The sequence below is a fragment of the Streptomyces botrytidirepellens genome (assembly GCF_003721215.1).
GTDB classification, from domain to species: Bacteria; Actinomycetota; Actinomycetes; order Streptomycetales; family Streptomycetaceae; genus Streptomyces; species Streptomyces himastatinicus.
The window spans coordinates 1-21,528 of record NZ_RIBZ01000044.1 but is presented as its reverse complement, the minus strand read 5'-3'; the positions used below and the strand labels follow the sequence as shown (position 1 = coordinate 21,528).

Here is a 21,528-nt window from a genome sequence, read left to right as displayed (position 1 = left end):
GCCACACCAAGTGGCGGTGCCCATAGCGCGCTCAGCCCTCCGGGCGGAACTTCGCGATCGGGTTCCGCAGGGTGCCGATCAGCTGAAGCGCGCCCGCCGGGTCCTGGAGGTCGACCATCTCGCGGTTGTTCCGCAGTTGGAGCCGGTTGAGGCAGGACAGCGCGAAGTCCTCGGCGAACATGTCGTACTGCTTGAACTTGTCCGCGAGGTGCGGCATCGCGTCCTGGTAGCCCTGGACGGAGGCGGCGACCGTCTGCCAGAAGGTGTCCTCCTCGAGCAGCCCGTCGGAGACGAGGATGCCGTTGAGGAAGCGCAGGAAGCAGTCGAAGACGTCGGTGAAGACGGACAGCAGTTTCTTGTCCTCGGGGACGTCCGCGCGGATGCGCTCGACGGCCGGGGGCAGGACCGCGTCCGGGTCCATGACCGCGATCTCCTCGGCGATGTCCTTGAAGATGACGCGCTGGACGGCACCGTCCTCGATGACCAGGATGACGTTCTCGCCGTGCGGCATGAACACCAGGTCGTATGCGTAGAAGCTGTGCAGGACCGGGGTGAGGTAGGCGTCCAGGTAGCCGCGGAGCCAGGCCGCCGGGGTGAGGCCGGATTCCTCGATGAGGGCGCTGACGAAGGAGCCGCCGTCGGCGTCGGTGTGGAGGAGGGAGGCCATGGTGGCGAGGCGCTGGCCGGGTTCCAGGGACGGCACGGGGCTCTCGCGCCACAGGGCGGCGAGCATCTTCCGGTACGGGGAGTACCGGTTGGTGGCGGCCTCGTACTGGCGGTGGTGGTAGCCGATGGCGGCCCGCTCGCGGATGATCGAGAAGCGGGCGGCCTGGAAGACGTCGTCGGCGGCGATGACGCCGGTCAGCCAGTCGTTGATGGCCGGGGTGGCCTCCATGTAGGCGGCCGAGAGGCCCCGCATGAAGCCCATGTTGAGGACCGACAGGGCGGTCTTCACATAGTGCTTGGACGGGTGGCTGGTGTTGTAGAAGGTACGGATCGACTGCTGCGCGAGGTACTCGTCCTCGCCGGTGCCGAGCCAGACCAGCCGCTGCTGGGCGACCTCGGCGGCGAAGCTGACGGACAGCTTGTTCCACCACTGCCAGGGGTGCACCGGCAGCAGGTGGTAATCGGCGATGTCGAGGCCCTGGCCGCTGAGGGTGTCCGCGAAGCGGGCCCGGGTCTCCTCGCTCAGCTCGGCGCGGACCAGCGCGTCGTAGTCCAGGTCGGTGGAGGCGGTGAAGGTGGAGTGGTCGCGGTGCGCGGCCAGCCAGACCAGCTGGACGGGGCTCGCGGTCTCCGGGGCGTACGAGAGGTACTCGTGGATGCCGAAGCCGAGCCGGCCGTTGTTGGCGACGAAGCAGGGGTGGCCCTCGGTCATCCCCGTCTCGATCTCCTGGAAGCCGGACTTGGCGAGCCGGGCCGCGCCGACCGGCTCGGCGGCCAGCTTGTAGGCCGTTCCGGAGAGGGTGGAGCTGATCTCCTCCAGGTAGACGGGGAGGATGTCGTCGCTGAGGCCGAGGGTGCCGCGCAGCTCGATGAAGAAGTCGAGGGCGTCCAGCGGGCGCTCCGCGCCGTCCGGGCCGTGGCGGGTGATGCTGTCCGCGTCGACCAGCCAGTGGTCCAGGGTGAGGACGCGGGCGGCGAAGCGGTAGGTCACCGTGCCGTCGTCGCCGGGGACGGCGTACCGGCCGTCGTCGGCGAGTTCGGGCTTCAGCAGGCGCTCGTGCGTGAATTCGGCGAGCGCTTTGCGCAGGAGGAGGCGGCCCGCCCGCTCCCACAGGTCGGGGGTGAGGTGGGCGACGGCGTCGCGGGGGCTCATCGGAATACTCCTTGGGCGGCGCGCGCGGCGGCGAAGCGTTCGCGCGTGCAGGTACTGAGGTAGGCGTCCTTCTCCGGTTTGACGATCTTCTCGACGACGTCGAAGCCGACCGCCGCGTTCAGCGCGTGCACCGCGTCGTTGCGGACGTCGGGCTCGACGACGACGCGCCGGACGGCCGGGTCGCCGAAGCAGAACTCCATGACGGTGGTGATCACGGCGAGGGTGAAGCCGTGCACCGGGGTGTCGGTCGGCGCGCACAGGAAGTGCATGCCGACGTCACCCTTGCGGGGCTCGTACAGCCCCACCAGCTCGACCTCGGCCGGGTTGTAGCGCTCGGCGAGGAAGGCGGGGTCGCCCTCGTGCAGGCCGATGAAGGCCTCGTGGTGCGGATGGTCGGCGATCCTGCGGTACTCGGCCTCGGTGTCGGCGAGGCTCGCGTCCTGCATCATCCAGTAGGACGCCTTGGGGTGGGTCACCCAGCGGTGCAGCAGCGCGGCGTCGGCGGCCGGGTCGAGGGTGCGCAGGGCGAAGGTGCCGAGGCGGTCGTCGTGGCGTTCGAAGACGGTTTCGAAGACGGTCATGTCAGGAGTCCCTCCGGCGCGCCGAACTCCTGGAAGGCGATCGACTTCTCGACCGGGTAGTGCTCGCGGCCCAGCAGCTCGCGGATGATCCAGGAGTTGCGGTACGGGCCCATGCCCAGGTCGGGGGAGGTGAGGCTGTGCGCCTGGGTGGCACCGTTCTGGAGGAAGATGCCGCGGCCGGTGGTGTCGATGCTGTAGTTGCGGGCGACGTCGAAGCGGCCGTGGTCGTCCCAGCGGATGCGGTCGCGCACCGGCTCCAGGAAGGCGGGCACCCGGTAGCGGTAGCCGGTGGCGAGGACGAGGCCCTGGGTGGTGAGGGAGAAGTCGCGCTCCTGCTCCTCGTGGCGCAGCCCGAGGGTGTACGTACCGGTGGACTCGTCGTACGAGGCGTCGGTGAGCGACGTGTTGGTGAGCAGCCGGGTCGGCACCGGGCCGTCCAGGCTCTGCTGGTACAGCAGGTCGTAGATGGAGTTGATCAGATCCGCGTCGATGCCCTTGAACAGGCCCTTCTGCTCGGACTCCAGCCGGTAGCGGGTGTCCTCGGGGAGGGCGTGGAAGTAGTCCACGTACTCCGGCGAGGTCATCTCCAGCGTGAGCTTGGTGTATTCGAGAGGGAAGAAGCGCGGGGAGCGGGTCACCCAGTTGAGGCGGTAGCCGTGGCTGCCGATGTCGGCCAGCAGATCCTGGTAGATCTCGGCCGCGCTCTGCCCGCTGCCGACGATCGTGATGGACTCCTTGGCCTGGAGCGCCTCCTTGTGCTCCAGGTAGCGCCCGTTGTGCAGCAGGTCCCCGCCGAGACCCTGGCAGGTCTCCGGGATGAAGGGCGGGGTGCCGGTGCCGAGCACCAGGTGGCGGGCGCGGTGCTCGGTGGTCTCGCCGGTGGGGCGCCGGGAGCGCACGGTGTAGAGGCCGTCGGCCTCGTCGTACGTGACGCCGGTGACCTCGTGGCCGAAGCGGACGCTGGAGAGCTTCCCGGCGGCCCAACGGCAGTACTTGTTGTACTCGGCGCGCAGCGGATAGAAGATCTCGCGGATGTAGAACGAGTACAGCCGCCCGGATTCCTTCAGGTAGTTGAGGAAGGAGTACGGGGAGGTGGGGTCGGCCAGGGTGACGAGGTCGGCCATGAACGGGGTCTGGAGGGTGACGCCGTCCAGCAGCATGCCCGGATGCCAGTCGAAGTCGGGCTTGCTCTCCAGGAACAGGCCGTCGAGGTCCTCGATCGGCTCGGTGAGGCAGGCGAGGCCCAGGTTATAGGGGCCGAGCCCGACGGCGACGAAGTCGTATATGTGCGGGGTGGACACGGTGGTTCTCCGAGGGGACGTGCGGTCAGCGGCTCTCAGCTGGCGCGGGAGTGGCTGAGTTCGGGCTCGATGTGCAGGGCCAGGTACTGACCGGCGTGCTCGGCGAGGAGGTCGAGGACGAACGCGATGTCGCGCAGCGACGTCTCCGGGTTGAGCAGCGTGAACTTCAGGTAGTGACGGCCGTCCACGACGGTCCCGGCCACCACGGCCTCGCCCGAGGCGGCCAGGGCCTCGCGGGCGTGCAGATTGGCGCGGTCGACGAGGTCCGCGTCGGAGTCGTCCCCGGGCACGTAGCGGAAGACGAGCGTGGACAGCTGCGGCTCGGTGACGACCTCGAACCGCGGGTCGGTGTCCAGCAGGTTCCAGCCCTCGGCGGCCCGGTCCACGACCTCGTCGAAGAGCGCCCCGATCGCGTCCGCGCCCATGATGCGCAGGGTCAGCCACAGTTTCAGCGCGTCGAAGCGGCGGGTGGTCTGGATGGACTTGTCGACCTGGTTGGGGATGAGCTTCTCGACGCTGCGCTCGGGGTTCAGGTAGTCCGCGTGGTACGTGGCGTGGCTGAGCGTGACGCGGTCGCGGACCAGGACGGCGCTGGAGCTGACCGGCTGGAAGAACGACTTGTGGTAGTCCACGGTGACCGAGTCGGCGCGCTCGATGCCGTCCAGCAGGTGGCGCCGGGTGGGGGAGGCCAGCAGCCCGCAGCCGTACGCGGCGTCCACGTGCATCCAGGAGCCGTGCCGTGAGCACAGCTCGGCGATCTCGGGCAGCGGGTCGATGGAGCCGAAGTCGGTGGTCCCGGCGGTCGCGACGACGGCCATGACCACCTGGTTCTCACTGAGGCAGCGGTCCAGTTCGCGGGCCAGGGCGACGGTGCGCATGCGCCGGTCCTGGTCGCAGGGGATCGCGATGACGGCCTCGTAGCCGAGCCCCAGGATGGCGGCGGACTTCTTCACGGAGAAGTGGCTGGCCTGGGAGGTGAGGATGCGCAGCCGCGGCAGGATCTCGGATTTCGGGGGTACGGGCTCCCCGGCCGCTGCGGCTTCCTTCTCCACCAGCTTGCAGGCCTCGTCGCGGGCCAGCAGCAGCGCGTGGAGGTTGGACTGGCTGCCGCCGCTGGTGAAGATGCCGTCGGCGGCCTCGCCGAGGCCGATGCGCTCGGCGGTCCAGTCGATCAGCCGCCGCTCGATCAGGGTGCCGCCCGCGCTCTGGTCCCAGGTGTCGAGGGAGGAGTTGACGGCCGAGAGGACCGCCTCGCCGAGCAGCGCCGGGATGACCACGGGGCAGTTGAGGTGGGCGAGGTAGCGCGGGTGGTGGAAGTAGACGGCGTCCTTGAGGTAGACGCGCTCCAGTTCCTTCAGCGCGGCGTGCGGGTCGCCCAGCGGTTGTTCCAGGTCGATGCCGGAGATCTCGGGGGCCAGTTCACCGGGGGTGACGCCGGTGAACGGGCGGTCGGTGCGGGCGACGGTGGAGGCCACCAGGCCGACGCCGTCGGTCACGGAGCGCCGGTAGCTCTCCGCCGTACGGTCGTTGAAGAGGTGGGTCCTGCCATCCGCCGCCCCGGGTATCGACTCCGACGACGGGTCCTCAGCGGTCTGCGCGAGGAAACTCACGGTCTGTCCTTCCTGGAGCATGCGGACGCGCGGGCGTGGGCGCGTCTGCGGGCGTGCTGTGGGGGTGTAAGGGGCGCTGTGGGGTGGGAGCGGGCATGCCGGGGCGCCGACCGGGGGAGCCGGGCGCGCGGTGGCGCGCCTCGGCGTTCGTCAATCCCGTCGGCCAGTGAGGGAGCGGGCAGGGGGAGGGGAGCGGTCAGGAAGAGGGGCGCGGGTCAGTCGTCGGACTTCGGGCCGGTGCCGCTCACGGCCTCCTCGACGAGCTGTTCCTCGCAGGTGCCGAGCCGCCAGTAGCCGGTGAAGGTCACCGCTTTGCGCTCGAAGCCGCGTTCGCGCACCAGATGGCGGCGCATCTCCTTGACGGTTCCGGCCTCGCCCGCGACCCAGGCGTACGGGGTGCCGGAGGGCAGCTGGGTGGCGCGTACGTCGTCCAGCAGCAGGGCGGAGCGCGGGGAGCCGGGGGTGGCGCCGTCCCGGACCAGCCAGGTGATGTCGGCGTTGGCCTCGGTGTGCAGTTCCTGCATGTCCTCGGCGTGCTGCACCTCGATCCACACCTTCGCGGGGGTGCCGGCGGGCAGCCAGTCGAGGATGCCGGCGACGGCGGGCAGCGCGGTCTCGTCGCCGGAGAGCAGCACCCAGTCGGTGCCGGACGGCGGCCGGAAGTCGACACCGCCGTTGTCCTCGACGACCGGGCCCAGCAGGGTGACGCGGTCGCCGCTCTCGGCGCGCGCGGCCCAGCGGGCGGCCGGGCCGCCGTCGTGGTGCAGCGCGAAGTCGACGTCGATCTCGTCGGGTTCGCGGCGCTGCTCGCGCACGGTGTACGAGCGCATGATGCCGCGGACGGCCGGGTCCATCTTCCGCCAGCTGGCGAACCAGCCGTCGCCGTCCTCGACGGGCACGACCGGCGCGGGCTGGCCGGGGTGCGGCAGGAACAGTTTGAAGCGCTGGTCCCGGCCGCCGGCGGTGAAGTCCCCGAGGTCGGCGCCGCTGAAGGTGATCCGGGACATGGACGGGCCGAGCGCCCGGGTCCGTACGACGTGCGCGTCGAAGAAGCGGAACGGTACGGCGGTGGAGGGGCGGGTGGTGGTGGCTGCGGTGGTCATGGGAGCGACGTCTTCCCTTCGCTTGCCGTGGTCAGCGTGCCGTGGTCGGCGTGCCGTGGTCAGCGCCGGTGGCCGGTCGGCCGCGTCAGCTGACCTTCTTCGCGTCCTGAATGGCCTTGGTGAGGGACTCGATGAGCGGGGCAGCACCGGCGTAGGAGAAGCGCGGCTCACTGCTCCAGGGCGTGATCTGGTCCGCCTTGACGGCGGGCAGTTTCGACCACGTCGGCTTGGACTTCAGGGCGCCCGGCTGGAGGGTCGCGGTGCGGTTGTCCAGGAACAGCACATCCGCGTCGTACTTGTCGGCGTTCTCCCAGCTCAGGCTCTCGAAGTAGCCGCCCTTGTCGGGCTTCCCAGGCTGTACGAGGTCGACGCCAAGCTCCTTGAAATACATCAGGTCGGCGCTGATCTCCGGGTTGGAGACATAGAACAGATCGGCGCTGGCGGAGCAGGCCATGACCCGGATCTTGTGCGACTTGGCGGTTTTGCGCAGTTCCTCGGACGCCTTCTCGAAGCGCGCCTTGGCGTCGGTGACCTTCTTGGCCTTGAGGTCGGCGCCCAGGGCCTCGGCCAGCGCGGCGTAGCGCTTGATGGGCTCCAGCATGGAGACCCGGCCGGTGGTGATGGCGCAGCTGGGGGCCAGTTCGAGGATCTTCTTCTTGCTGTCGTCCGGGATGTAGAAGAGCGCGCCCGGGTCGAACATGTTGGTGATCAGCAGATCGGGGCTGAGCGAGGCGTACTTCTCGACGTTGAACTGGCCCCAGGTCTGGCCGAGGCTGGTCAGCCGGTCGACGTCGATGTCCCCGGCCTGCGGGTCCGGCTTGCCGTTCTTGAGCTTGGTCGGGCCGAAGACGCCGGTGATCTGCTTGTCGATGCCGAAGTCATGGAGCGCGGCGGCCGAGGCGACGTACGCGACGATGTGCTGGGGAGGGCCATCGTTGGTGATCTTCTTCTTGCGGTCGTCGGTGAACGACCAGGAGCCGCCGCCCTTTTCGCCGCCGGATCCCGAACCGCCCTTGCCGCCGCAGGCGGTGACGAGGGCTCCGAGTCCGGTGGCGCCGCCCGCGGCGAGCAGGCCGCGGCGGGAGAGGGGGAGTTCTCTGGCGTGGCGCGTGGACCGCATGGTGGTGCCTTTTCTCACGACGTACGGGGACCGTGCCCAGGGGGCGTCACCCCGAAGGCGTACTTAGGTTAGCCTAACCAACCTGTTTGTCCAGTGGGCGGGGGCACCCGGTCCCATTATTTGAGAGGCGTAAGCGGTCGTTCAGCGCTGTTTCACAGGGGCGTCACAGGTCCAGCACCAGCTTCGGGCCCCGGCAGCGCGAGACGCAGATCATCATCGTCTCGCCCGACGAGCGCTCCTCGTCGGTGAGTACGGAGTCGCGGTGGTCCACCTCTCCCTCGATGACATCCGTCTCGCACGTACCACACGTGCCCTCTTCGCAGGAGTACAAAACCGGCACCCCCGCCGCCTCCAGCGTACGCAGCACGCTCTGTCCGGGTTCGACGGTGAGGGAGCGTCCGGACCGGTCGAGGATCACTTCAAAACTGCCGGAGTCCGCCTGCTCCGCCCCGCCGTTGGCGCCGATCTCGTCGCTCCCGTCCGCCGGACGGGGCTGGAACCGCTCGGTGCGCAGCGCGCCCGCGGGCCAGGCGCGGCACCGCTCCTCGGCGACCCGCAGCAGCGGTTCCGGGCCGCAGCAGTAGACCAGGGTGCCGGGATCGGGCTCGGCGAGATACGCGGCGAGATCGAGCAGCCCCGCCTCGTCCTGCGGCACCAGCCGCACCTTCCCGCCGTAGGCGTCGGCCAGTTGGTCCGCGAAGGCCATGGAGGCGCGGGTGCGCCCGCCGTACAGCAGCGTCCAGTCGGCACCCGCGGCCTCGGCGGCGGCCGTCATCGGGAGGATCGGCGTGATGCCGATGCCGCCCGCGATGAACAGATAGCGGGCGGCCGGGCGCAGCGCGAAGTGGTTGCGGGGCCCGCGCACCCGTACCCGCGCGCCCTCGGTGAGCGTGTCGTGGACCCGGGCGGAACCGCCGCGTCCGTCGGGTGCGCGGAGCACCGCGATCCGCCAGGATGTACGGTCCGCCGGGTCCCCGCACAGCGAGTACTGGCGGACCAGCCCGTCGTCGAGGACGAGGTCGACATGGGCGCCGGGCTCCCAGCCGGGCAGCTCGTGCCCCGCCGGATGACGGAGTGCGAGCGTCACCACGTCCGGCGTCGCGTCGGCCCTGGCGGCCACCAGCAAGGTGTCGTCGTACTCCTGGTTTTCGGTGACGCTGCTCACGCGGCGGTGCCTTTCTGTAGGGGAGCGGGGCTGTGCCCGTCGGGGTGCGCGAGCATCCACTGCCACAGCTCGACCGGGTCCTCGGCGGTGCGCTCCGCGCCGCAGTGGCAGACGCCGTGCAGCACGTCGGTGCCGGGCAGCCAGTCGATCCGGTAGACCTCGGCGGTGTTCACGGGGCGGACACCGCCGTGGACGGTGTGGCGGTGCGCTGCTCACCGGTGCCCTGCTCACCGGTGCCCTGCTCGCCGGTGCGCTGCTCGCCCTCGGCGGCGAGGCGGGCGAGGATGCGGCGCGCGGCCAGGCCGCCGGTGTCGATGTTGATGCTCAGCTCCTGGTAGCCCTCGCGCTCGGTGTCCAGCGCCTTCTGGAGCAGGTTCAGCGCGTCCACGTCCTGCCGCACCACGGTGCGGTTGAAGTCGTGGAGGAAGGTGGTGACTTCGTCGTCGTCCTGCGCGAAGTCCCGTGAGACGGCCCAGAAGTCGTAGACGGTCCGGTCCGTGGAGGGCGTGATCGCGTACGTGATCTCCACATGGAAGGCGTTCGGATCGGAGCCGTCGGCCTCCGGCAGCACCCCGACCGGGGCGATGCGGCTGTGCAGCAGATACAGACAGGGCGCGTGGTACTCGATGTCCTGCCAGCGGGTGATGCGGCCCTCGATGCCGGTGGAGCGGGCGTAGAAGGGGGGACAGGCGGCGTCGTCCATGTGGCGGCTGACCCGCACGATGCCCGCGCCCTCGTCCACCTCGGTGGTGATGGGGGTCTCGGCGACCTCGGGGGTGCCGATGTAGCCGCCGTGCAGATACGTCTCGTGGGAGAGGTCCATCAGGTTGTCCACGAGCAGCCCGTAGCCCGCGTCGATCGGCTCCATGCCGCCGACCGTCGTCCAGCCCGGATCGGCGAGCCAGGGGGCGCGGGGGATCGTGGCCGGATCGGCGAGCGCCGGATCGCCGATCCACACCCAGACCAGCGAGTCCTGCTCGACGACGGGGTACGAGGCGACCCGGGCGGTGCGCGGGACGCGCTTCTGGCCGGGCACGAACACGCAGGTGCCGGTGGTGTCGTAGGTGAAGCCGTGGTAGCCGCAGACGACCTTGTCGCCGTCGAGACGGCTGGCCGAGAGCGGATAGCGGCGGTGCACACAGCGGTCGGCGAGCGCGACGACGGTGCCGGTCGACTCGTCGCCGTCTTCGGTGCCGTCCAACTCGGTGCGGTAGAAGGCGATGGGCTCGTTGAGGATGGTGCGCGCCAGCAGCTCGCGGCCGATTTCCCGGCCGTAGGCGGCGACGTACCACTGGTTCCGTGCGAATGCGGTCATGCACAGCAGCGTGGTGACGCGGCTCACGCACGGGCAACGGCCCTTCCACTCAGTGGAAGGGCCACCAGGAGCCGCTGGGAGGGGTGGGGGCGATCAGCTGCCGAACTGCCAGAAGACCGACTGGTCCAGCGTCATCAGGACGACCAGCAGGATCACGTCCGCGATGCCGAGTGCGATGCCGAGCAGCGCGCGCCCCCGGCGCTTGGTCTCCCGGGCGATCGCCAGCGTCCCCAGGACGATGGCGCAGGGGCCGAAGACCGCGTTGAAGAGGAGGGTGCCGATCAGACCGAGCACGAAGGAGGCGACGGCCATGCCGTCGGCGTCCTGGCGCGCGCGGACCGGCGAGGTGCGGGTGGGTGCGGTGAGTGCCATGGGTCAGCTCCCCTTGTGTCCGGTGCGTTCACGGATGAAGAAGATGAGCAGCCATGCGCCGATGACGCCGGAAGCGGCGAGGAAGACCGGGAGCGGGGTATGTGCCGCCGCGCCCAGCAGAACCCCCATCAGGGCGAGAGCCGCGACGATGAAGAGCATGTGAGCCTCTCTCATGGTGGGTGGATCCGGGATGCGGATGCTCATTAAGTGAACAATTGGATTCACAACTGTTCACTGACATCTAGGCTACCCCCGCGTACGGCTGGCCAAGGTCGGCGAACACCTGTTTACTGGAATGATATGAGTCACACGTGCGGGATCCGTGAGGCCCGTAAGCGCAAATCGCGCCGCGCGCTGCTCGACGCGGCGCTGGGGCTGCTGGAGGACCAGAGCCTCAGCAGCCTGGGTCTGCGGGAGCTGACCCGGGTGGTGGGCATGGCCCCGGCCGCCTTCTACCGGCACTTCCGGGACATGGCCGACTTGGGCGTCGCCCTGGTCGAGGAGTCCCTGGGCAGTCTTCAGGGCATGATCCGCGCGATCCTCGCCGAGCGGGACGGGGACGAGGAGCGGATCGACGCCGTGATGGAGGCGGTCGCCGAGCATGTGCGCCACCACCGCACCCACATCCGCTTCATCGCGCGCGAACGGCACGGCGGGGTGCGGTCGGTGCGGGAGGCGATCGGTGCCGAGCTGGGCCTGCTGGTCGACGAGGTCGCCGCGGCGTTCGCGCCCCGGCTCACCCCGGCGGGCTGGCCGCCGGAGGACGTACGGATGCTGGCCGAGCTGTACGTCGACCGCATGGTGACGACGGCGACCGCGTTCATGGAGGCCCAGGAGGACGAGCGGGAGCATGAGCGGATCGCCGAAACCGCCCGTAAGCAGCTGCTGCTGATCAGCCTCGGGCGCCGGCACTGGCGCGACGCGTGACCTCGACGCGGTAGGCACCGTCCGCGTCCCGGCCGGTGACGCGGACGCGTACGCGCACGCCGTCCGCCTCCCCCTGGTACGTCTCCCCGGGGCCGAAGGCCGCGTCGCTGAGCCCGGGGTGGACGTTGCGCTCCTGGGTGCAGCCGTGGCCGCCGGGGGAGCTGTCCAGGACGGTGACCGGGCCGCCGCCCGAGTCGACGCGGGTGTCCACCCAGGTCACCAGGACGCCGGGCTTGCACACCGCCTCGTCGTTGCCGCCGCCGGTGCGCGCCTCCAGGGCGTATCCGGTGGAGTCCGACACCGGGACGAAGACCAGCTTGGTGCCCTCCGGCCGGTGCAGCGGGGACAGCGCGTGCACCGTGGTGCCGGGGTGGGCGGCGCAGTGGACCTGGCGGGTGCCGAGCCAGCCGAGCTTCCACTTGTGCCAGGCCAGCAGGTCGTTGCCGGCGCCCCAGTCCTCGGACATCACGTCCCAGTGGCCGACGTTGTCGCCGCCGCCGCGGGTGTAGAGGTCGGGCAGGCCGAAGACGTGGCCGTTCTCGTGCGGAAGGACTCGGAAGCCGGTCTTCCGCAGCGAACCGGAACCGTCGTCCTGACGGCTGTAGACAAAGGAGACATTGGCCAGCGGGACCCCGTCCGCGGTCGGGGCGCGCTGGTTGTCGGCGTACGTCACGGAGAGCACCGCATGCGCGGCGGGCGGCCCGGCGTTGGGCGTGACCAGGACGTTCACCAAGTCGTAGCGGCGGAAGTCCACTTGGTCGTCGGCCGTCTTCGCTATGTCCGCGACCAGCTTGCGGTAGCCGGGCTCGAAGGGGCTGCCGCGCTTTATGCCGTACGAGCGGAACGAGTGCGGCATCCGCAGCCAGTGGTCGATCGGCATCGCGGGCCGGTAGTCGAGCCGCCCGTAGGAACTGCGGGCGAACCACCGCGAGGTCTGTGGGAAGAACTCCTCGAAGCGCTCGCGGGCCGTGCCCTTGCCGCGCACATCCGGGAAGTCGATCATCAGGTTGAGGGCGTTGACCGTCCCCGTACTGCGGCTGTAGCCGCGGTTGGTGGGGATGCCCTCGGACATCTGGAGCCCGGGCCCGGGGGTGAGGGAGCACGGTTCCAGTGACCCGGCCGCCGCCGTGGTCACCGGCGCGGGGGCCCGCTTGGCGGCCGCCGGTTTGCCCGGACGCGGCATTGCCGCCGGGGCGACCACCGCGACCGTGAGCACGGCTGCGGTGGCGAACGCGCTGCCTCGGCGGATCCTGCGTATTCGAGGGCGGAGGGCCTCGCGGGTCTGCTTCATTGCCGCCCACGGTGTGCCGGTGCGCTCCGGGGCGCCCGTGGGGTGCGTCCGGGCGGGCGAAACGGCTGGGCCGGGCGGGCGAAACGTCCGCGATTCAGGTGTGATGCAGGTCACCCACGGACTGTGAAATTCCGGGGAGTGGTTCCCCGTTTAAACCGGTGATCGCACAAACGGGGACTGACTCCCCGGAAATGTTGAACCTCGAATCGTTCGATACCAGGGACGATCGGACACGGAAGGGGGAGCTGTCATGGCCGGAGCCACCGCCGCACGCGCCGCGGATCGCGCACGGCAGGCGCCACCCCGGCTGCGTGCCGACGCCCTGCGTAATCGGGAGCGGATCATCGGTGCCGCACGCGAAGTGCTCGTCGAGTACGGGGCCGAGGTCCCGCTCGATGAAATCGCTCGACGGGCGGGAGTCGGCAATGCCACCATCTACCGGCACTTCGCGGACCGCCGTGAACTGATCCACCACGTGACCCTGTCGGTGATGTCCCGCGTCGCCGAACAAGCCGAATCGGCCCTGGCCGAGGAGCCCGACGCCTTCGTGGCGCTGGGGCGCTTCGTCCACGCGGCAGCGGATGAGCGGATCGGCGCGCTGTGCCCCCTGCTCTCCGACGGCATCGACAAGGAGCACCCTGACCACATCGCCGCCCGCGACCGCCTGGACGCCGGTATCGACGCCCTGATGGGGGCCGCCCGAGCCGCCGGCCGACTCCGCGCCGACATCGACGTCGGCGATCTGATGGTCGCCCTCACTCAGCTCACCCGGCCGCTGCCCGGCAGCGGTTGCGTGAACTTCGACGCCTTCGTGCACCGGCATCTACAGCTGTTCCTGGACGGCCTGTCGGCTCCGGCGCGCTCCGAACTCCCCGGCTCCGCCGTCACCTTGGAGGATCTTCAGCACCGGCCGTGACGTAGCTCGCACCCGGCCGTTCACCGAACACCGCTTATTTCTCGCGCGTCCACCGGTCTTCATCTGTGTGCGGCGCCGCGCGTCGTCGGCTTTCGCTTCTCCTGCGTCTTCTCCTTCCTCTCCTTCTTCTCCTTCGGTCTTCTTCTCCTTCGTCCACTGCTTTCACTGAACGGCTCCGCCCGGTCCGCACCGGGTGTCAAACGTCCCATTTCTCACTCTCCGCACCGCTAGGTAGGCCCACCCATGCCTGAAACGGCCCTGAACAAGGCTCCCTACGCCGATCCCCGGCGCTGGAAAGCGCTGATATTCATCGCCCTCGCCCAGCTGATGGTCGTCCTCGACGCGACCATCGTGAACATCGCCCTGCCCTCGGCCCAGGCCGACCTGAACATCTCCGACGGCAACAAGCAGTGGGTCATCACCGCCTACGCCCTCGCCTTCGGCGGCCTGCTGCTGTTCGGCGGCCGGATCGCGGACCTGTGGGGCCGTAAGCAGACCTTCATCATCGGGCTGGTCGGCTTCGCCGCGGCCTCGGCGCTCGGCGGCGCCGCCGTGGGCAGCGGCATGCTGCTCGGCGCCCGCGCCCTCCAGGGCGTCTTCGGCGCGCTGCTCGCGCCGTCCGCGCTCTCGCTGCTCGCCGTGATGTTCACCGACCCCAAGGAGCGGGCCAAGGCGTTCGGCGTCTTCGGTGCCATCGCGGGCGGTGGCGGTGCCGTGGGCCTGATCCTCGGCGGCGTGCTCACCGAATACCTGGACTGGCGCTGGACGTTCTTCGTCAACATCCCGTTCGCCATCGTCGCCGCGGTCGGCGCGGTCGCCGTGATCCGCGAGCCCACCGAGAGCCGTAACCCCTCCAAGCTGGATGTCCCCGGTGTGCTGCTGGCCACCTCGGGCCTGGTCGCGCTGGTCTACGCCTTCACTCGCGCCGAGTCCGACGGCTGGACCGCGGGCCCGACCGTCGCGCTGTACGTCGCGGCCGCCGTGCTGCTGATCGCCTTCGTGATCGTCGAGTCCCGGGTGAAGGCGCCGCTGCTGCCGCTGCGCGTCGTCACCGACCGCAACCGCGGCGGGGTCTACGCCTCGCTGGGTCTCGCCGTCATCGGCATGTTCGGTCTGTTCCTGTTCCTCACCTACTACATGCAGATCGTGAAGGGGTACAGCCCGGTCGAAACCGGTCTGGCCTTCCTGCCGATGGTCGCGGGCATGATCACCGGCTCCACGCAGATCGGCGCCCGGCTGATGACCAGGGTCCCGCCGCGGCTGCTGATGGGCCCGGGCTTCCTGGTCGCCGCGGCCGGCATGCTGCTGCTGACCCAGATCGACCTCGACACCTCGTACCCGGCGCTGATCCTGCCCGCGATCGTGCTGCTCGGCCTCGGCATGGGGACGGCGTTCATGCCCGCGATGAGCCTGGCCACCCACGGCGTCGAGCCGCGTGACGCGGGTGTCGCCTCCGCGATGGTCAACACCTCGCAGCAGGTGGGCGGCGCGATCGGCACCGCTCTGCTCAACACCATCGCCGCCAGCGCCACCACGGCGTACGCCAAGGGCCATGTCGCCACGGCCTCTTCGCCCAAGCTGCTCCAGCTCCAGTCGATGGTGCACGGTTACACCGCGGCCATCGCCTGGGCGGTCGGCATCCTGCTGCTGTCCGCGGCGATCGCCACCACGCTGATCAGCGCCGGTCGGCAGGACGGCGGCGGCGCGGTCGCCGGTTCGGGCGACGGGGCGGTGGAGGACGCCGTTCCGGCCATGGCGCACTGACGCCGCGTACACACGGCGCAGGCCCCGCTCCCCGGCGTTCGCCCGGTGGAGCGGGGCCTGCGTGCGCCTCGGCTTGATGCGTCGCGGTCGTACGTCGCGGCTTCGTACGTCGCGGCTGTCGCGGCTTCGTGCGTCTCGATTCAGCTGTCTCGGCTCAGCGCAGCCAGGGGAGATCGGCGCCCTCGGGCTGGAGCCCGTCGGCGATGATCCGGCAGACGTCGCCGAACTGGGCGATCTGCTCCGGGGACAGCCGGTCGAAGATCGCCGAGCGGACGGCGTCGACATGGCCGGGCGCGGTCTGCTTGAGGACGCCGAACCCCTTCTCGGTGAGGACCGCGTTCTGCCCGCGCTTGTCGTCGGCGCAGTCCTCGCGCCGCACCCAGCCGTCCTTCTCCATGCGGGTGATGGCGTGGGAGAGCCGGGACCGGGTGATCTTGGCGGCCTCGGCCAGTTCGGTCATCCGCATCCGGTGGCGGGGCGCCCAGGAGAGCTTCACCAGCAGGCCGTAGTAGACGTGCGGCATGCCCGCGTCGCGCTGAAGCTGACGGTCGAGATGGTCTTCCAGCAACATGCTGGCCTGGATGTACGCCAGCCAGGTGCGCTGCTCGTCATCGTCCAGCCAGCGGGGCTCGTCGGCGGCCGTGTCCGAGCCTGCGTCCGCGGCTGTTTCTGCGTCTGCGTCTGCGGGGGAGTTCATGGCGTCCACATCGTTCATTGTAAGTCTACTTCTTGAACTTTAAACAAGTGTGCGATACCGTCATCTGAGCCACTGCTTGATACTTCAAGCTTTCTCGTGTTCGTCTGGTCGAGGAGCCGCCGCCGTGTCGCGCATGCCCGCCCTCTATCTCAGCCATGGTGCTCCGCCGCTCGCCGATGACCCGGTCTGGCCCGGACAGCTCGCCGCCTGGTCGGCCGACCTGCCCCGGCCCACCGCCATTCTCATGATCTCCGCGCACTGGGAGGAAGCCCCGCTCGCCATCGGGGCCACCGCAACGGTTCCGCTGGTCTACGACTTCTGGGGCTTCCCCGAGCACTACTACGAGGTCCGCTACGCCGCGCCCGGCGCCCCCGAACTGGCCGAGCGCATCCGCAAGACGCTGCGCACCGCGGGCACGCCCGTCCAGGACATCCCCGACCGCGGGCTCGACCACGGCGCCTACGTACCGCTCGTCGAGATGTACCCGGACGCCGACGTTCCCGTCCTCCAGGTCTCGATGCCGACCCTGGACCCGCGGAAGCTGATGGACATCGGCCGCAAGCTCGCCCCGCTGCGCGACGAGGGAGTGCTGATCGTCGGCAGCGGCTTCTTCACCCACAACCTGGCCGCGCTGCGTCACACCGGCCCGACGCCGCCCGGCTGGTCGACCGAGTTCGACGACTGGGGGCAGCGCGCACTCGCCGGGCAGGACATCGACGCGCTGATCGACTTCGAGCACGCCTCACCGAGCGGCTCCCTCGCCCACCCGCGCACCGAGCACTTCGCCCCGCTGTTCGTCACGATGGGCGCGGCGGAGTCGGAACTGGGCAGTCAGCGCAGCGTGATCGACGGCTTCTGGATGGGGCTGGCGAAGCGGTCGGTGCAGTTCGGCTGAGGCGGTTCCGGGGGCGGGCTCAGTCCGACCGTGCGTGGATGATGTAGAACGACACCGCCCCCATCGACAGCGCCACCCCCAGGCCGACGCCGGTCGCCCGCCCCACGGCCGCCCCGCTCAGGCAGTACAGGAAGCCGATCACGCAGCCGAGCAGACTTCCGTACAGCCCCGCCCGGACCTCCGGAAGCAGCCGTCCCTGGACCCGGCCGAGCAGATAGCAGACCGCGCCGATGACGACCGCCGCCACCACGCCGAGGAGTGCGGCGAAGGGCAGCGTCGACCCCTGGTTGTGGCCGATGAACATCGCGTAGCCGCCGGTGAGGACGCCCAGCACGACGGGTACCACCCAGGAAGCGGCGGGGTGGAGCGGCACGGCGGGGAGACGCGGCCGGTGGCGCCTGCGCGCCGGGGCCGAAACGGAACCGTTCATGGCGGGACCTCCTCCCCTCCAGCGCACACCCGCGCCCGGCCTCCGGCAAGCCCGGTACGGGCAACCAGAAGGCCATGGGATCCGTCTTGTGGAGAGGGAGGCGAGGTGGAAAGCGGGGGGAAGGTGGTCGTTCCGGTACGACGGACGCCCCTGACCTGCACTTTCCCGGCGCTGCTGCGCTGCGCTGAACCCCCTGTGGCGGCACAGGGTACTGCATGATCGTAAAAAGGTGGGCGCGGCTTGGGAATTCTGTCCGGATTCCAGTCGTTGTTTCCATCGGACGGGGCACCCGCCCAGGGAAGGTCCGTTCATAGTCCGCGCCCGATCCATCTGTAAGGGAGCACGCATGGCAACCCGTGCCGTCGCCCGCAATCAGGCCACCACCGGTGGCGCTGATGGGGCCAACAGTGTTCGCGCCACAGGCGGGGAGATCGCCGATCGCGACCTGGTCGGCATGTATCTCGACGAGATCGCTCGCACCCCGTTGCTGGACGCGGCCAAGGAGGTGGAGCTGTCCCAGGCTGTCGAGGCGGGTGTATATGCCCAGCAGATCCTGGACGGGGAGGTTGAGGACACCGGAGCCGCGGGTGCGAGCCGAGAGGAGCTCGAGGCCATAGCGGCCGAGGGGGCCCGCGCCAAGGATGTCTTCATCCGCTCCAACCTGCGCCTGGTCGTGGCCGTGGCGCGCCGTTATCCGCGCAGTGGCCTGCCCCTGCTCGACCTGATCCAGGAGGGCAACGCGGGCCTGGTGCGCGCCGTGGAGAAGTTCGACTACACCAAGGGCTTCAAGTTTTCGACGTATGCCACGTGGTGGATCCGTCAGGCCATCACGCGCTCGATCGCGGACCAGTCCCGGACGATCCGGCTGCCCGTCCACCTGGTCGAGGAGCTGGGCCGGATCCGCCGGGTGCAGCGGGAGTTCAACCGTGAGCACGGCCGCGAGCCGGAGCACATGGAGATCGCCGAGGAGCTGGGTTCGACCCCGGAGCGGGTCTCGGACGTGCTCGACTGGGCGCGCGACCCGGTGAGCCTCAACATGTCGGTGGACGACGAGGGCGAGACCCAGTTCGGCGACCTGCTGGAGGACACCTCGGCCGTCTCGCCCGAGCAGTCGGTGATGACGCTGCTGCGCAGCGAGGAGCTGGAGGACCTCATCGGCCGCCTGGACGACCGGACCGCCTCCATCATCAAGGCGCGGTACGGCATCGATGACGGGCGGGAGCGCACGCTCACCGAGGTCGGCAAGCAGCATGGGCTCACGCGTGAGCGCATCCGTCAGATCGAGAAGCACGCGCTGCTGGAACTGAAGAAGATGGCCCGCCAGACCGGCTTCGACGCCGCGGCCTGAGCCGCAGCGTCCGCATGGACCGATCGCACGCCACAGACCCCATAGACCGAGCCCCGGCGCACTCCCCCGAGCGCCGGGGCTCTTCCTTTCCGGGTTGCCCGGTGGGGCGGCTCCTGGTGGGGCGCTTTCCGGCGGGGCGGCTCCCGGTGGGGCGTTTTCCGGTGGCGCGTTTTCCGCTCAGGCGGCGAAGCCGCCGTCGACGGCGATCGACGCCCCGCTGATGTAGCGCCCGCTCTCGCCCGCGAGATGGGCGACGGTCGCGGCCACCTCCGACGGCAGTCCGTAGCGGCCGAGCGCGGTGAAGCCGCGCTGCATGGCGGCGCTCTCGCCATCGGCGGGGTTCATGTCGGTGTCGATCGGGCCGGGGTGGATCAGGTTGACGGTGATCCCGCGCGGGCCCAGCTCACGGGCGAGCGCCTTGGTCAGGCCGGTCAGCGCGGTCTTGCTGGTTGCGTAGAGGCTGCCGCCGGGGAAGGCGATGCGCTCGGCCATGCAGCTGCCGATGTTGATGATCCGCCCGCCGTCGGACAGCCGCTCGACCGCAGCCTGGGCGGTCAAGAACGGCGCCCGGACGTTGATGTCGAGGGCGCGGTCGATGTCCTCCAGCGACAGCTCGGTGACCGGGCCGAGGACCCCCACGCCCGCGTTGTTGACCAGGATGTCCAGGCGCCCGAACTCGGCGGCGGCCCCGGCCACGGCCGCCCGCGGCGCCTCCGGGTCCGCGCTGTCGGCCCGTACCGCCAGGGCCCGGCGGCCCAGCGCCTTGATCCGTTCGACGATGTCGGCCGCCCGGTCGGCCCGGTCGCGGTAGGTCAGGGCGACATCGGCACCGTCCTCGGCGAGCCGGATGGCGATGGCCTCGCCGATGCCACGGCTGCCGCCGGTGATCAGGGCCGCCTTGCCGTCGAGTGTCATGTCCGCTCCCGGATGCGAAGAATGCGATGAAGAGCCTTGAAGGTACTGCTCTGTCGCATGAGTGGGGGCGAACCGGACCCGAACTTTCGAAGCTGACCCAAGTCTGCCCGGTCGAGTTGGTTTCGTGCCCGAGTCTGTTTACTTTCCGGAAGCGGCGACGTAATCTGGCCGCGAAATCACAGGTTCGGGCATGGAAGGGACGTAAACCCACATGTACGCACCGGAGCGTCAGCAGGAGATCCTCCGGCTCGCCCGCGACAGCGGACGGGTGGATGTCCTGTCCCTCGCCGAGGAGTTCCAGGTCACCGCCGAGACCGTACGGCGTGATCTGCGGGCCCTCGACCGGGCCGGTCTGGTGCGCCGCGTGCACGGGGGAGCGATCCCGGCCGGGCGCCTCGACTTCGAGCCCGACCTCGCCGAGCGCGAGAGCACCGCCGCCGACGAGAAGGACCGCATCGCGCGCGCCGCCCTCGCCGAACTCCCCGCCGACGGCAGCGTGATCATCGACGCGGGGTCGACGGCGGCCCGGTTCGCCGCCGCCATCCCCCTGGAAGCCGGGCTCACCGTGGTCACCCACGCGCTGCCGATCGCCGCCCGCCTCGCCGACCACCCCGGCATCGCCCTGCACCTGGTCGGCGGCCGGGTCCGCCACCGCACCCGGGCCGCCGTCGACGCCTGGGCGCTGCGCGGCTACGGCGAGGTCAAGGCCGACGTCGTCTTCCTCGCCACCAACGGCTTCTCACCGGACAGCGGGCTGACCACCCCCGACCTCGCGGAGGCCGCCGTCAAGCAAGCCATGATCAGCGCCGCCCGCCGGGTCGTGCTGCTCGCCGACTCCGGCAAGTTCGGCCAGGAGCACTTCGCCCGCTTCGGCGGCCTCGACGACGTCGACCTGCTCATCACGGACACCGGGCTCAGCCCACAGGACGCCCTCGCCATCGAAAAGCAGGGCACGGAAGTAGCACGCGCATGATCCTCACCGTCACCCCCAATCCCAGCCTGGACCGTACGTACGAGATCCCGGCGCTGGAGCGCGGCGCCGTGCTGCGGGCCACCACCGACCGGGTCGACCCCGGCGGCAAGGGCGTCAACGTCTCGCGCGCCGTGGCCGCCGCCGGGCACCGCACCGTGGCGGCGCTGCCGCTCGGCGGACCCGAGGGCGCGCTGCTGGCGCGGCTGCTCGAAGAGCTGGGCATCGAGGCGGCGGGCGTGCCGGTGCGCGGCTCGACCCGGGTCAACATCTCCGTCGCCGAGCCGGACGGCACCCTCACCAAGCTCAACGCGAGCGGACCCGAGCTGGACGACGCCGAGGCCGAGGCCCTGCTGGAGGCGGTGCGGAGCCGGGTCGCCGACGCCGACTGGATCGCCTGCTGCGGCAGCCTCCCGCGCGGGCTCGCCCCCGAGTGGTACGCCGAGCTGGTCGCCCGGGCCCACCGCGCGGGGGCCAGGATCGCCCTGGACACCTCCGGCCCTTCCCTGACCGCGGCCCTGCGCGAGCGCCCCGATGTGGTGAAGCCCAACGCCGAGGAACTCGCCCAGGCCGTCGGCCGCCCGATCGCCACCGTCGGCGAGGCGGTCAAGGCCGCCGAGGAGCTGCGCGAGCTGGGTGCCCGCGCCGTCCTGGCCAGCCTCGGCGCCGACGGTCAGCTGCTGGTCGACGGGACCGGTACGTACTTTGGCACGGCCAAGGTCACGGCCGTCCGCAGTAACGTCGGTGCGGGCGATGCCTCGCTCGCCGGATTCCTCGCCGCGGGCGGCACCGGAGCCGCCGCGCTCGCGTCGGCCGTGGCCCATGGCGCGGCCGCCGTACAACTGCCGGGCAGCGTGATGCCGACCCCGGCCGACCTGGACCCGTCCGCCGTCACCACGACCTCGGACGTACCGCTGGATCGCGTGCTCAAGGAGCCCGCGTGACCGGCCCGACCCACTCCCACCCCCCAGTCCCCACCCCCTCCGCCC

At 70.4% G+C, this 21,528-nt stretch carries 22 protein-coding genes; 7 read left to right on the top strand and 15 right to left on the bottom strand.

Features of this window, described 5'->3' with window-relative positions:
• Positions 1 to 31 precede the first annotated feature (31 nt).
• From EEJ42_RS02990 to EEJ42_RS50580, 11 genes are all read right to left on the bottom strand, one after another.
• Complete coding sequence (locus EEJ42_RS02990) at positions 32 to 1,819, bottom strand: IucA/IucC family protein (RefSeq protein ID WP_123098471.1); 1,788 nt, start codon at positions 1,817 to 1,819, stop codon at positions 32 to 34.
• Positions 1,816 to 2,400 (bottom strand): GNAT family N-acetyltransferase, encoded by a 585-nt coding sequence (locus EEJ42_RS02985; RefSeq protein WP_123098470.1) that lies wholly within the window; start codon positions 2,398 to 2,400, stop codon positions 1,816 to 1,818. The genes EEJ42_RS02990 and EEJ42_RS02985 overlap by 4 nt, the downstream gene beginning before the upstream one ends.
• Positions 2,397 to 3,701, bottom strand: a complete 1,305-nt coding sequence (locus tag EEJ42_RS02980) for a lysine N(6)-hydroxylase/L-ornithine N(5)-oxygenase family protein (RefSeq protein ID WP_123098469.1) — start codon at positions 3,699 to 3,701, stop codon at positions 2,397 to 2,399. The genes EEJ42_RS02985 and EEJ42_RS02980 overlap by 4 nt, the downstream gene beginning before the upstream one ends.
• Before the next feature lie 35 nt (positions 3,702 to 3,736).
• Positions 3,737 to 5,311: a pyridoxal phosphate-dependent decarboxylase family protein gene (locus EEJ42_RS02975; protein WP_123098468.1), complete on the bottom strand. Its 1,575-nt coding sequence runs from the start codon at positions 5,309 to 5,311 to the stop codon at positions 3,737 to 3,739.
• A 215-nt stretch (positions 5,312 to 5,526) separates the two neighbouring features.
• Entirely contained in the window at positions 5,527 to 6,414 is an 888-nt protein-coding gene (locus tag EEJ42_RS02970; RefSeq protein WP_123098467.1) for a siderophore-interacting protein, read from the bottom strand.
• Positions 6,415 to 6,499: 85 nt separating this feature from the next.
• A complete protein-coding gene (locus EEJ42_RS02965; RefSeq protein WP_123098466.1) occupies positions 6,500 to 7,534 on the bottom strand; it encodes an ABC transporter substrate-binding protein in 1,035 nt (344 codons plus the stop codon).
• 163 nt (positions 7,535 to 7,697) lie between these two features.
• Complete coding sequence (locus EEJ42_RS02960) at positions 7,698 to 8,699, bottom strand: PDR/VanB family oxidoreductase (RefSeq protein ID WP_425472840.1); 1,002 nt, start codon at positions 8,697 to 8,699, stop codon at positions 7,698 to 7,700.
• Positions 8,696 to 8,872 (bottom strand): hypothetical protein, encoded by a 177-nt coding sequence (locus EEJ42_RS50585; protein WP_184502909.1) that lies wholly within the window; start codon positions 8,870 to 8,872, stop codon positions 8,696 to 8,698. Before EEJ42_RS50585 ends, EEJ42_RS02960 begins: the two co-directional genes overlap by 4 nt.
• Positions 8,869 to 10,014, bottom strand: a complete 1,146-nt coding sequence (locus EEJ42_RS02955) for an aromatic ring-hydroxylating dioxygenase subunit alpha (protein ID WP_123098509.1) — start codon at positions 10,012 to 10,014, stop codon at positions 8,869 to 8,871. The genes EEJ42_RS50585 and EEJ42_RS02955 overlap by 4 nt, the downstream gene beginning before the upstream one ends.
• 93 nt (positions 10,015 to 10,107) lie before the next feature.
• On the bottom strand, positions 10,108 to 10,386 hold the full coding sequence (locus tag EEJ42_RS02950; protein ID WP_123098465.1) for a DUF4190 domain-containing protein: 279 nt from the start codon (positions 10,384 to 10,386) through the stop codon (positions 10,108 to 10,110).
• Positions 10,387 to 10,389: 3 nt separating this feature from the next.
• Positions 10,390 to 10,560 (bottom strand): hypothetical protein, encoded by a 171-nt coding sequence (locus tag EEJ42_RS50580; protein ID WP_179931904.1) that lies wholly within the window; start codon positions 10,558 to 10,560, stop codon positions 10,390 to 10,392.
• Positions 10,561 to 10,686: 126 nt separating this feature from the next.
• Here EEJ42_RS50580 and EEJ42_RS02945 point away from each other — a divergent pair, with 126 nt between their 5' ends.
• On the top strand, positions 10,687 to 11,313 hold the full coding sequence (locus tag EEJ42_RS02945; protein WP_123098464.1) for a TetR family transcriptional regulator: 627 nt from the start codon (positions 10,687 to 10,689) through the stop codon (positions 11,311 to 11,313).
• Here EEJ42_RS02945 and EEJ42_RS02940 read toward each other — a convergent pair.
• On the bottom strand, positions 11,279 to 12,604 hold the full coding sequence (locus EEJ42_RS02940) for a M6 family metalloprotease domain-containing protein (protein WP_184502908.1): 1,326 nt from the start codon (positions 12,602 to 12,604) through the stop codon (positions 11,279 to 11,281). The genes EEJ42_RS02945 and EEJ42_RS02940 overlap by 35 nt on opposite strands.
• A 250-nt stretch (positions 12,605 to 12,854) precedes the next feature.
• Here EEJ42_RS02940 and EEJ42_RS02935 point away from each other — a divergent pair, with 250 nt between their 5' ends.
• Both EEJ42_RS02935 and EEJ42_RS02930 read left to right on the top strand, forming a co-directional pair.
• Positions 12,855 to 13,520: a TetR/AcrR family transcriptional regulator gene (locus EEJ42_RS02935; RefSeq protein ID WP_123098462.1), complete on the top strand. Its 666-nt coding sequence runs from the start codon at positions 12,855 to 12,857 to the stop codon at positions 13,518 to 13,520.
• 243 nt (positions 13,521 to 13,763) lie between these two features.
• Positions 13,764 to 15,284 (top strand): MFS transporter, encoded by a 1,521-nt coding sequence (locus EEJ42_RS02930; protein WP_123098461.1) that lies wholly within the window; start codon positions 13,764 to 13,766, stop codon positions 15,282 to 15,284.
• 154 nt (positions 15,285 to 15,438) lie between these two features.
• On the opposite strand, the gene EEJ42_RS02925 is transcribed toward EEJ42_RS02930, so the two are convergent.
• Complete coding sequence (locus EEJ42_RS02925; protein ID WP_123098508.1) at positions 15,439 to 15,981, bottom strand: MarR family winged helix-turn-helix transcriptional regulator; 543 nt, start codon at positions 15,979 to 15,981, stop codon at positions 15,439 to 15,441.
• A gap of 133 nt (positions 15,982 to 16,114) precedes the next feature.
• Between EEJ42_RS02925 and EEJ42_RS02920 the strand changes: the two genes are divergently transcribed.
• A complete protein-coding gene (locus tag EEJ42_RS02920; RefSeq protein WP_123098507.1) occupies positions 16,115 to 16,876 on the top strand; it encodes a dioxygenase family protein in 762 nt (253 codons plus the stop codon).
• A gap of 19 nt (positions 16,877 to 16,895) precedes the next feature.
• Here EEJ42_RS02920 and EEJ42_RS02915 read toward each other — a convergent pair whose 3' ends face one another.
• The gene (locus EEJ42_RS02915) at positions 16,896 to 17,306 is read right to left on the bottom strand and encodes a hypothetical protein (RefSeq protein ID WP_246095990.1); all 411 of its coding nucleotides are present in this window, start codon (positions 17,304 to 17,306) and stop codon (positions 16,896 to 16,898) included.
• 346 nt (positions 17,307 to 17,652) lie between these two features.
• On the opposite strand from EEJ42_RS02915, the gene EEJ42_RS02910 reads away from it, so the two are divergent.
• Entirely contained in the window at positions 17,653 to 18,654 is a 1,002-nt protein-coding gene (locus EEJ42_RS02910) for a sigma-70 family RNA polymerase sigma factor (RefSeq protein WP_123098459.1), read from the top strand.
• A 177-nt stretch (positions 18,655 to 18,831) separates the two neighbouring features.
• Here EEJ42_RS02910 and EEJ42_RS02905 read toward each other — a convergent pair whose 3' ends face one another.
• Positions 18,832 to 19,569 carry an SDR family NAD(P)-dependent oxidoreductase gene (locus tag EEJ42_RS02905; RefSeq protein ID WP_123098458.1) on the bottom strand — a complete coding sequence of 246 codons (738 nt, stop codon included), beginning with the start codon at positions 19,567 to 19,569 and terminating at the stop codon, positions 18,832 to 18,834.
• A gap of 211 nt (positions 19,570 to 19,780) precedes the next feature.
• On the opposite strand from EEJ42_RS02905, the gene EEJ42_RS02900 reads away from it, so the two are divergent.
• Positions 19,781 to 20,542 (top strand): DeoR/GlpR family DNA-binding transcription regulator, encoded by a 762-nt coding sequence (locus EEJ42_RS02900; protein WP_123098457.1) that lies wholly within the window; start codon positions 19,781 to 19,783, stop codon positions 20,540 to 20,542.
• Positions 20,539 to 21,483 (top strand): 1-phosphofructokinase, encoded by a 945-nt coding sequence (gene pfkB, locus EEJ42_RS02895; RefSeq protein WP_123098456.1) that lies wholly within the window; start codon positions 20,539 to 20,541, stop codon positions 21,481 to 21,483. The genes EEJ42_RS02900 and pfkB overlap by 4 nt, the downstream gene beginning before the upstream one ends.
• Positions 21,484 to 21,528: the final 45 nt, after the last annotated feature.

Coding starts and splice junctions, on each gene's coding strand:
- EEJ42_RS02990 (WP_123098471.1), bottom strand. CDS start 1,819: ATGAGCCCCCGCGACGCCGTCGCCCACCTCACCCCCGACCTGTGGGAG.
- EEJ42_RS02985 (WP_123098470.1), bottom strand. CDS start 2,400: ATGACCGTCTTCGAAACCGTCTTCGAACGCCACGACGACCGCCTCGGC.
- EEJ42_RS02970 (WP_123098467.1), bottom strand. CDS start 6,414: ATGACCACCGCAGCCACCACCACCCGCCCCTCCACCGCCGTACCGTTC.
- EEJ42_RS02965 (WP_123098466.1), bottom strand. CDS start 7,534: ATGCGGTCCACGCGCCACGCCAGAGAACTCCCCCTCTCCCGCCGCGGC.
- EEJ42_RS02955 (WP_123098509.1), bottom strand. CDS start 10,014: ATGACCGCATTCGCACGGAACCAGTGGTACGTCGCCGCCTACGGCCGG.
- EEJ42_RS02950 (WP_123098465.1), bottom strand. CDS start 10,386: ATGGCACTCACCGCACCCACCCGCACCTCGCCGGTCCGCGCGCGCCAG.
- EEJ42_RS50580 (WP_179931904.1), bottom strand. CDS start 10,560: ATGAGAGAGGCTCACATGCTCTTCATCGTCGCGGCTCTCGCCCTGATG.
- EEJ42_RS02945 (WP_123098464.1), top strand. CDS start 10,687: ATGAGTCACACGTGCGGGATCCGTGAGGCCCGTAAGCGCAAATCGCGC.
- EEJ42_RS02940 (WP_184502908.1), bottom strand. CDS start 12,604: ATGAAGCAGACCCGCGAGGCCCTCCGCCCTCGAATACGCAGGATCCGC.
- EEJ42_RS02935 (WP_123098462.1), top strand. CDS start 12,855: ATGGCCGGAGCCACCGCCGCACGCGCCGCGGATCGCGCACGGCAGGCG.
- EEJ42_RS02930 (WP_123098461.1), top strand. CDS start 13,764: ATGCCTGAAACGGCCCTGAACAAGGCTCCCTACGCCGATCCCCGGCGC.
- EEJ42_RS02925 (WP_123098508.1), bottom strand. CDS start 15,981: ATGAACTCCCCCGCAGACGCAGACGCAGAAACAGCCGCGGACGCAGGC.
- EEJ42_RS02920 (WP_123098507.1), top strand. CDS start 16,115: ATGCCCGCCCTCTATCTCAGCCATGGTGCTCCGCCGCTCGCCGATGAC.
- EEJ42_RS02915 (WP_246095990.1), bottom strand. CDS start 17,306: ATGAACGGTTCCGTTTCGGCCCCGGCGCGCAGGCGCCACCGGCCGCGT.
- EEJ42_RS02910 (WP_123098459.1), top strand. CDS start 17,653: ATGGCAACCCGTGCCGTCGCCCGCAATCAGGCCACCACCGGTGGCGCT.
- EEJ42_RS02905 (WP_123098458.1), bottom strand. CDS start 19,569: ATGACACTCGACGGCAAGGCGGCCCTGATCACCGGCGGCAGCCGTGGC.
- EEJ42_RS02900 (WP_123098457.1), top strand. CDS start 19,781: ATGTACGCACCGGAGCGTCAGCAGGAGATCCTCCGGCTCGCCCGCGAC.
- pfkB (WP_123098456.1), top strand. CDS start 20,539: ATGATCCTCACCGTCACCCCCAATCCCAGCCTGGACCGTACGTACGAG.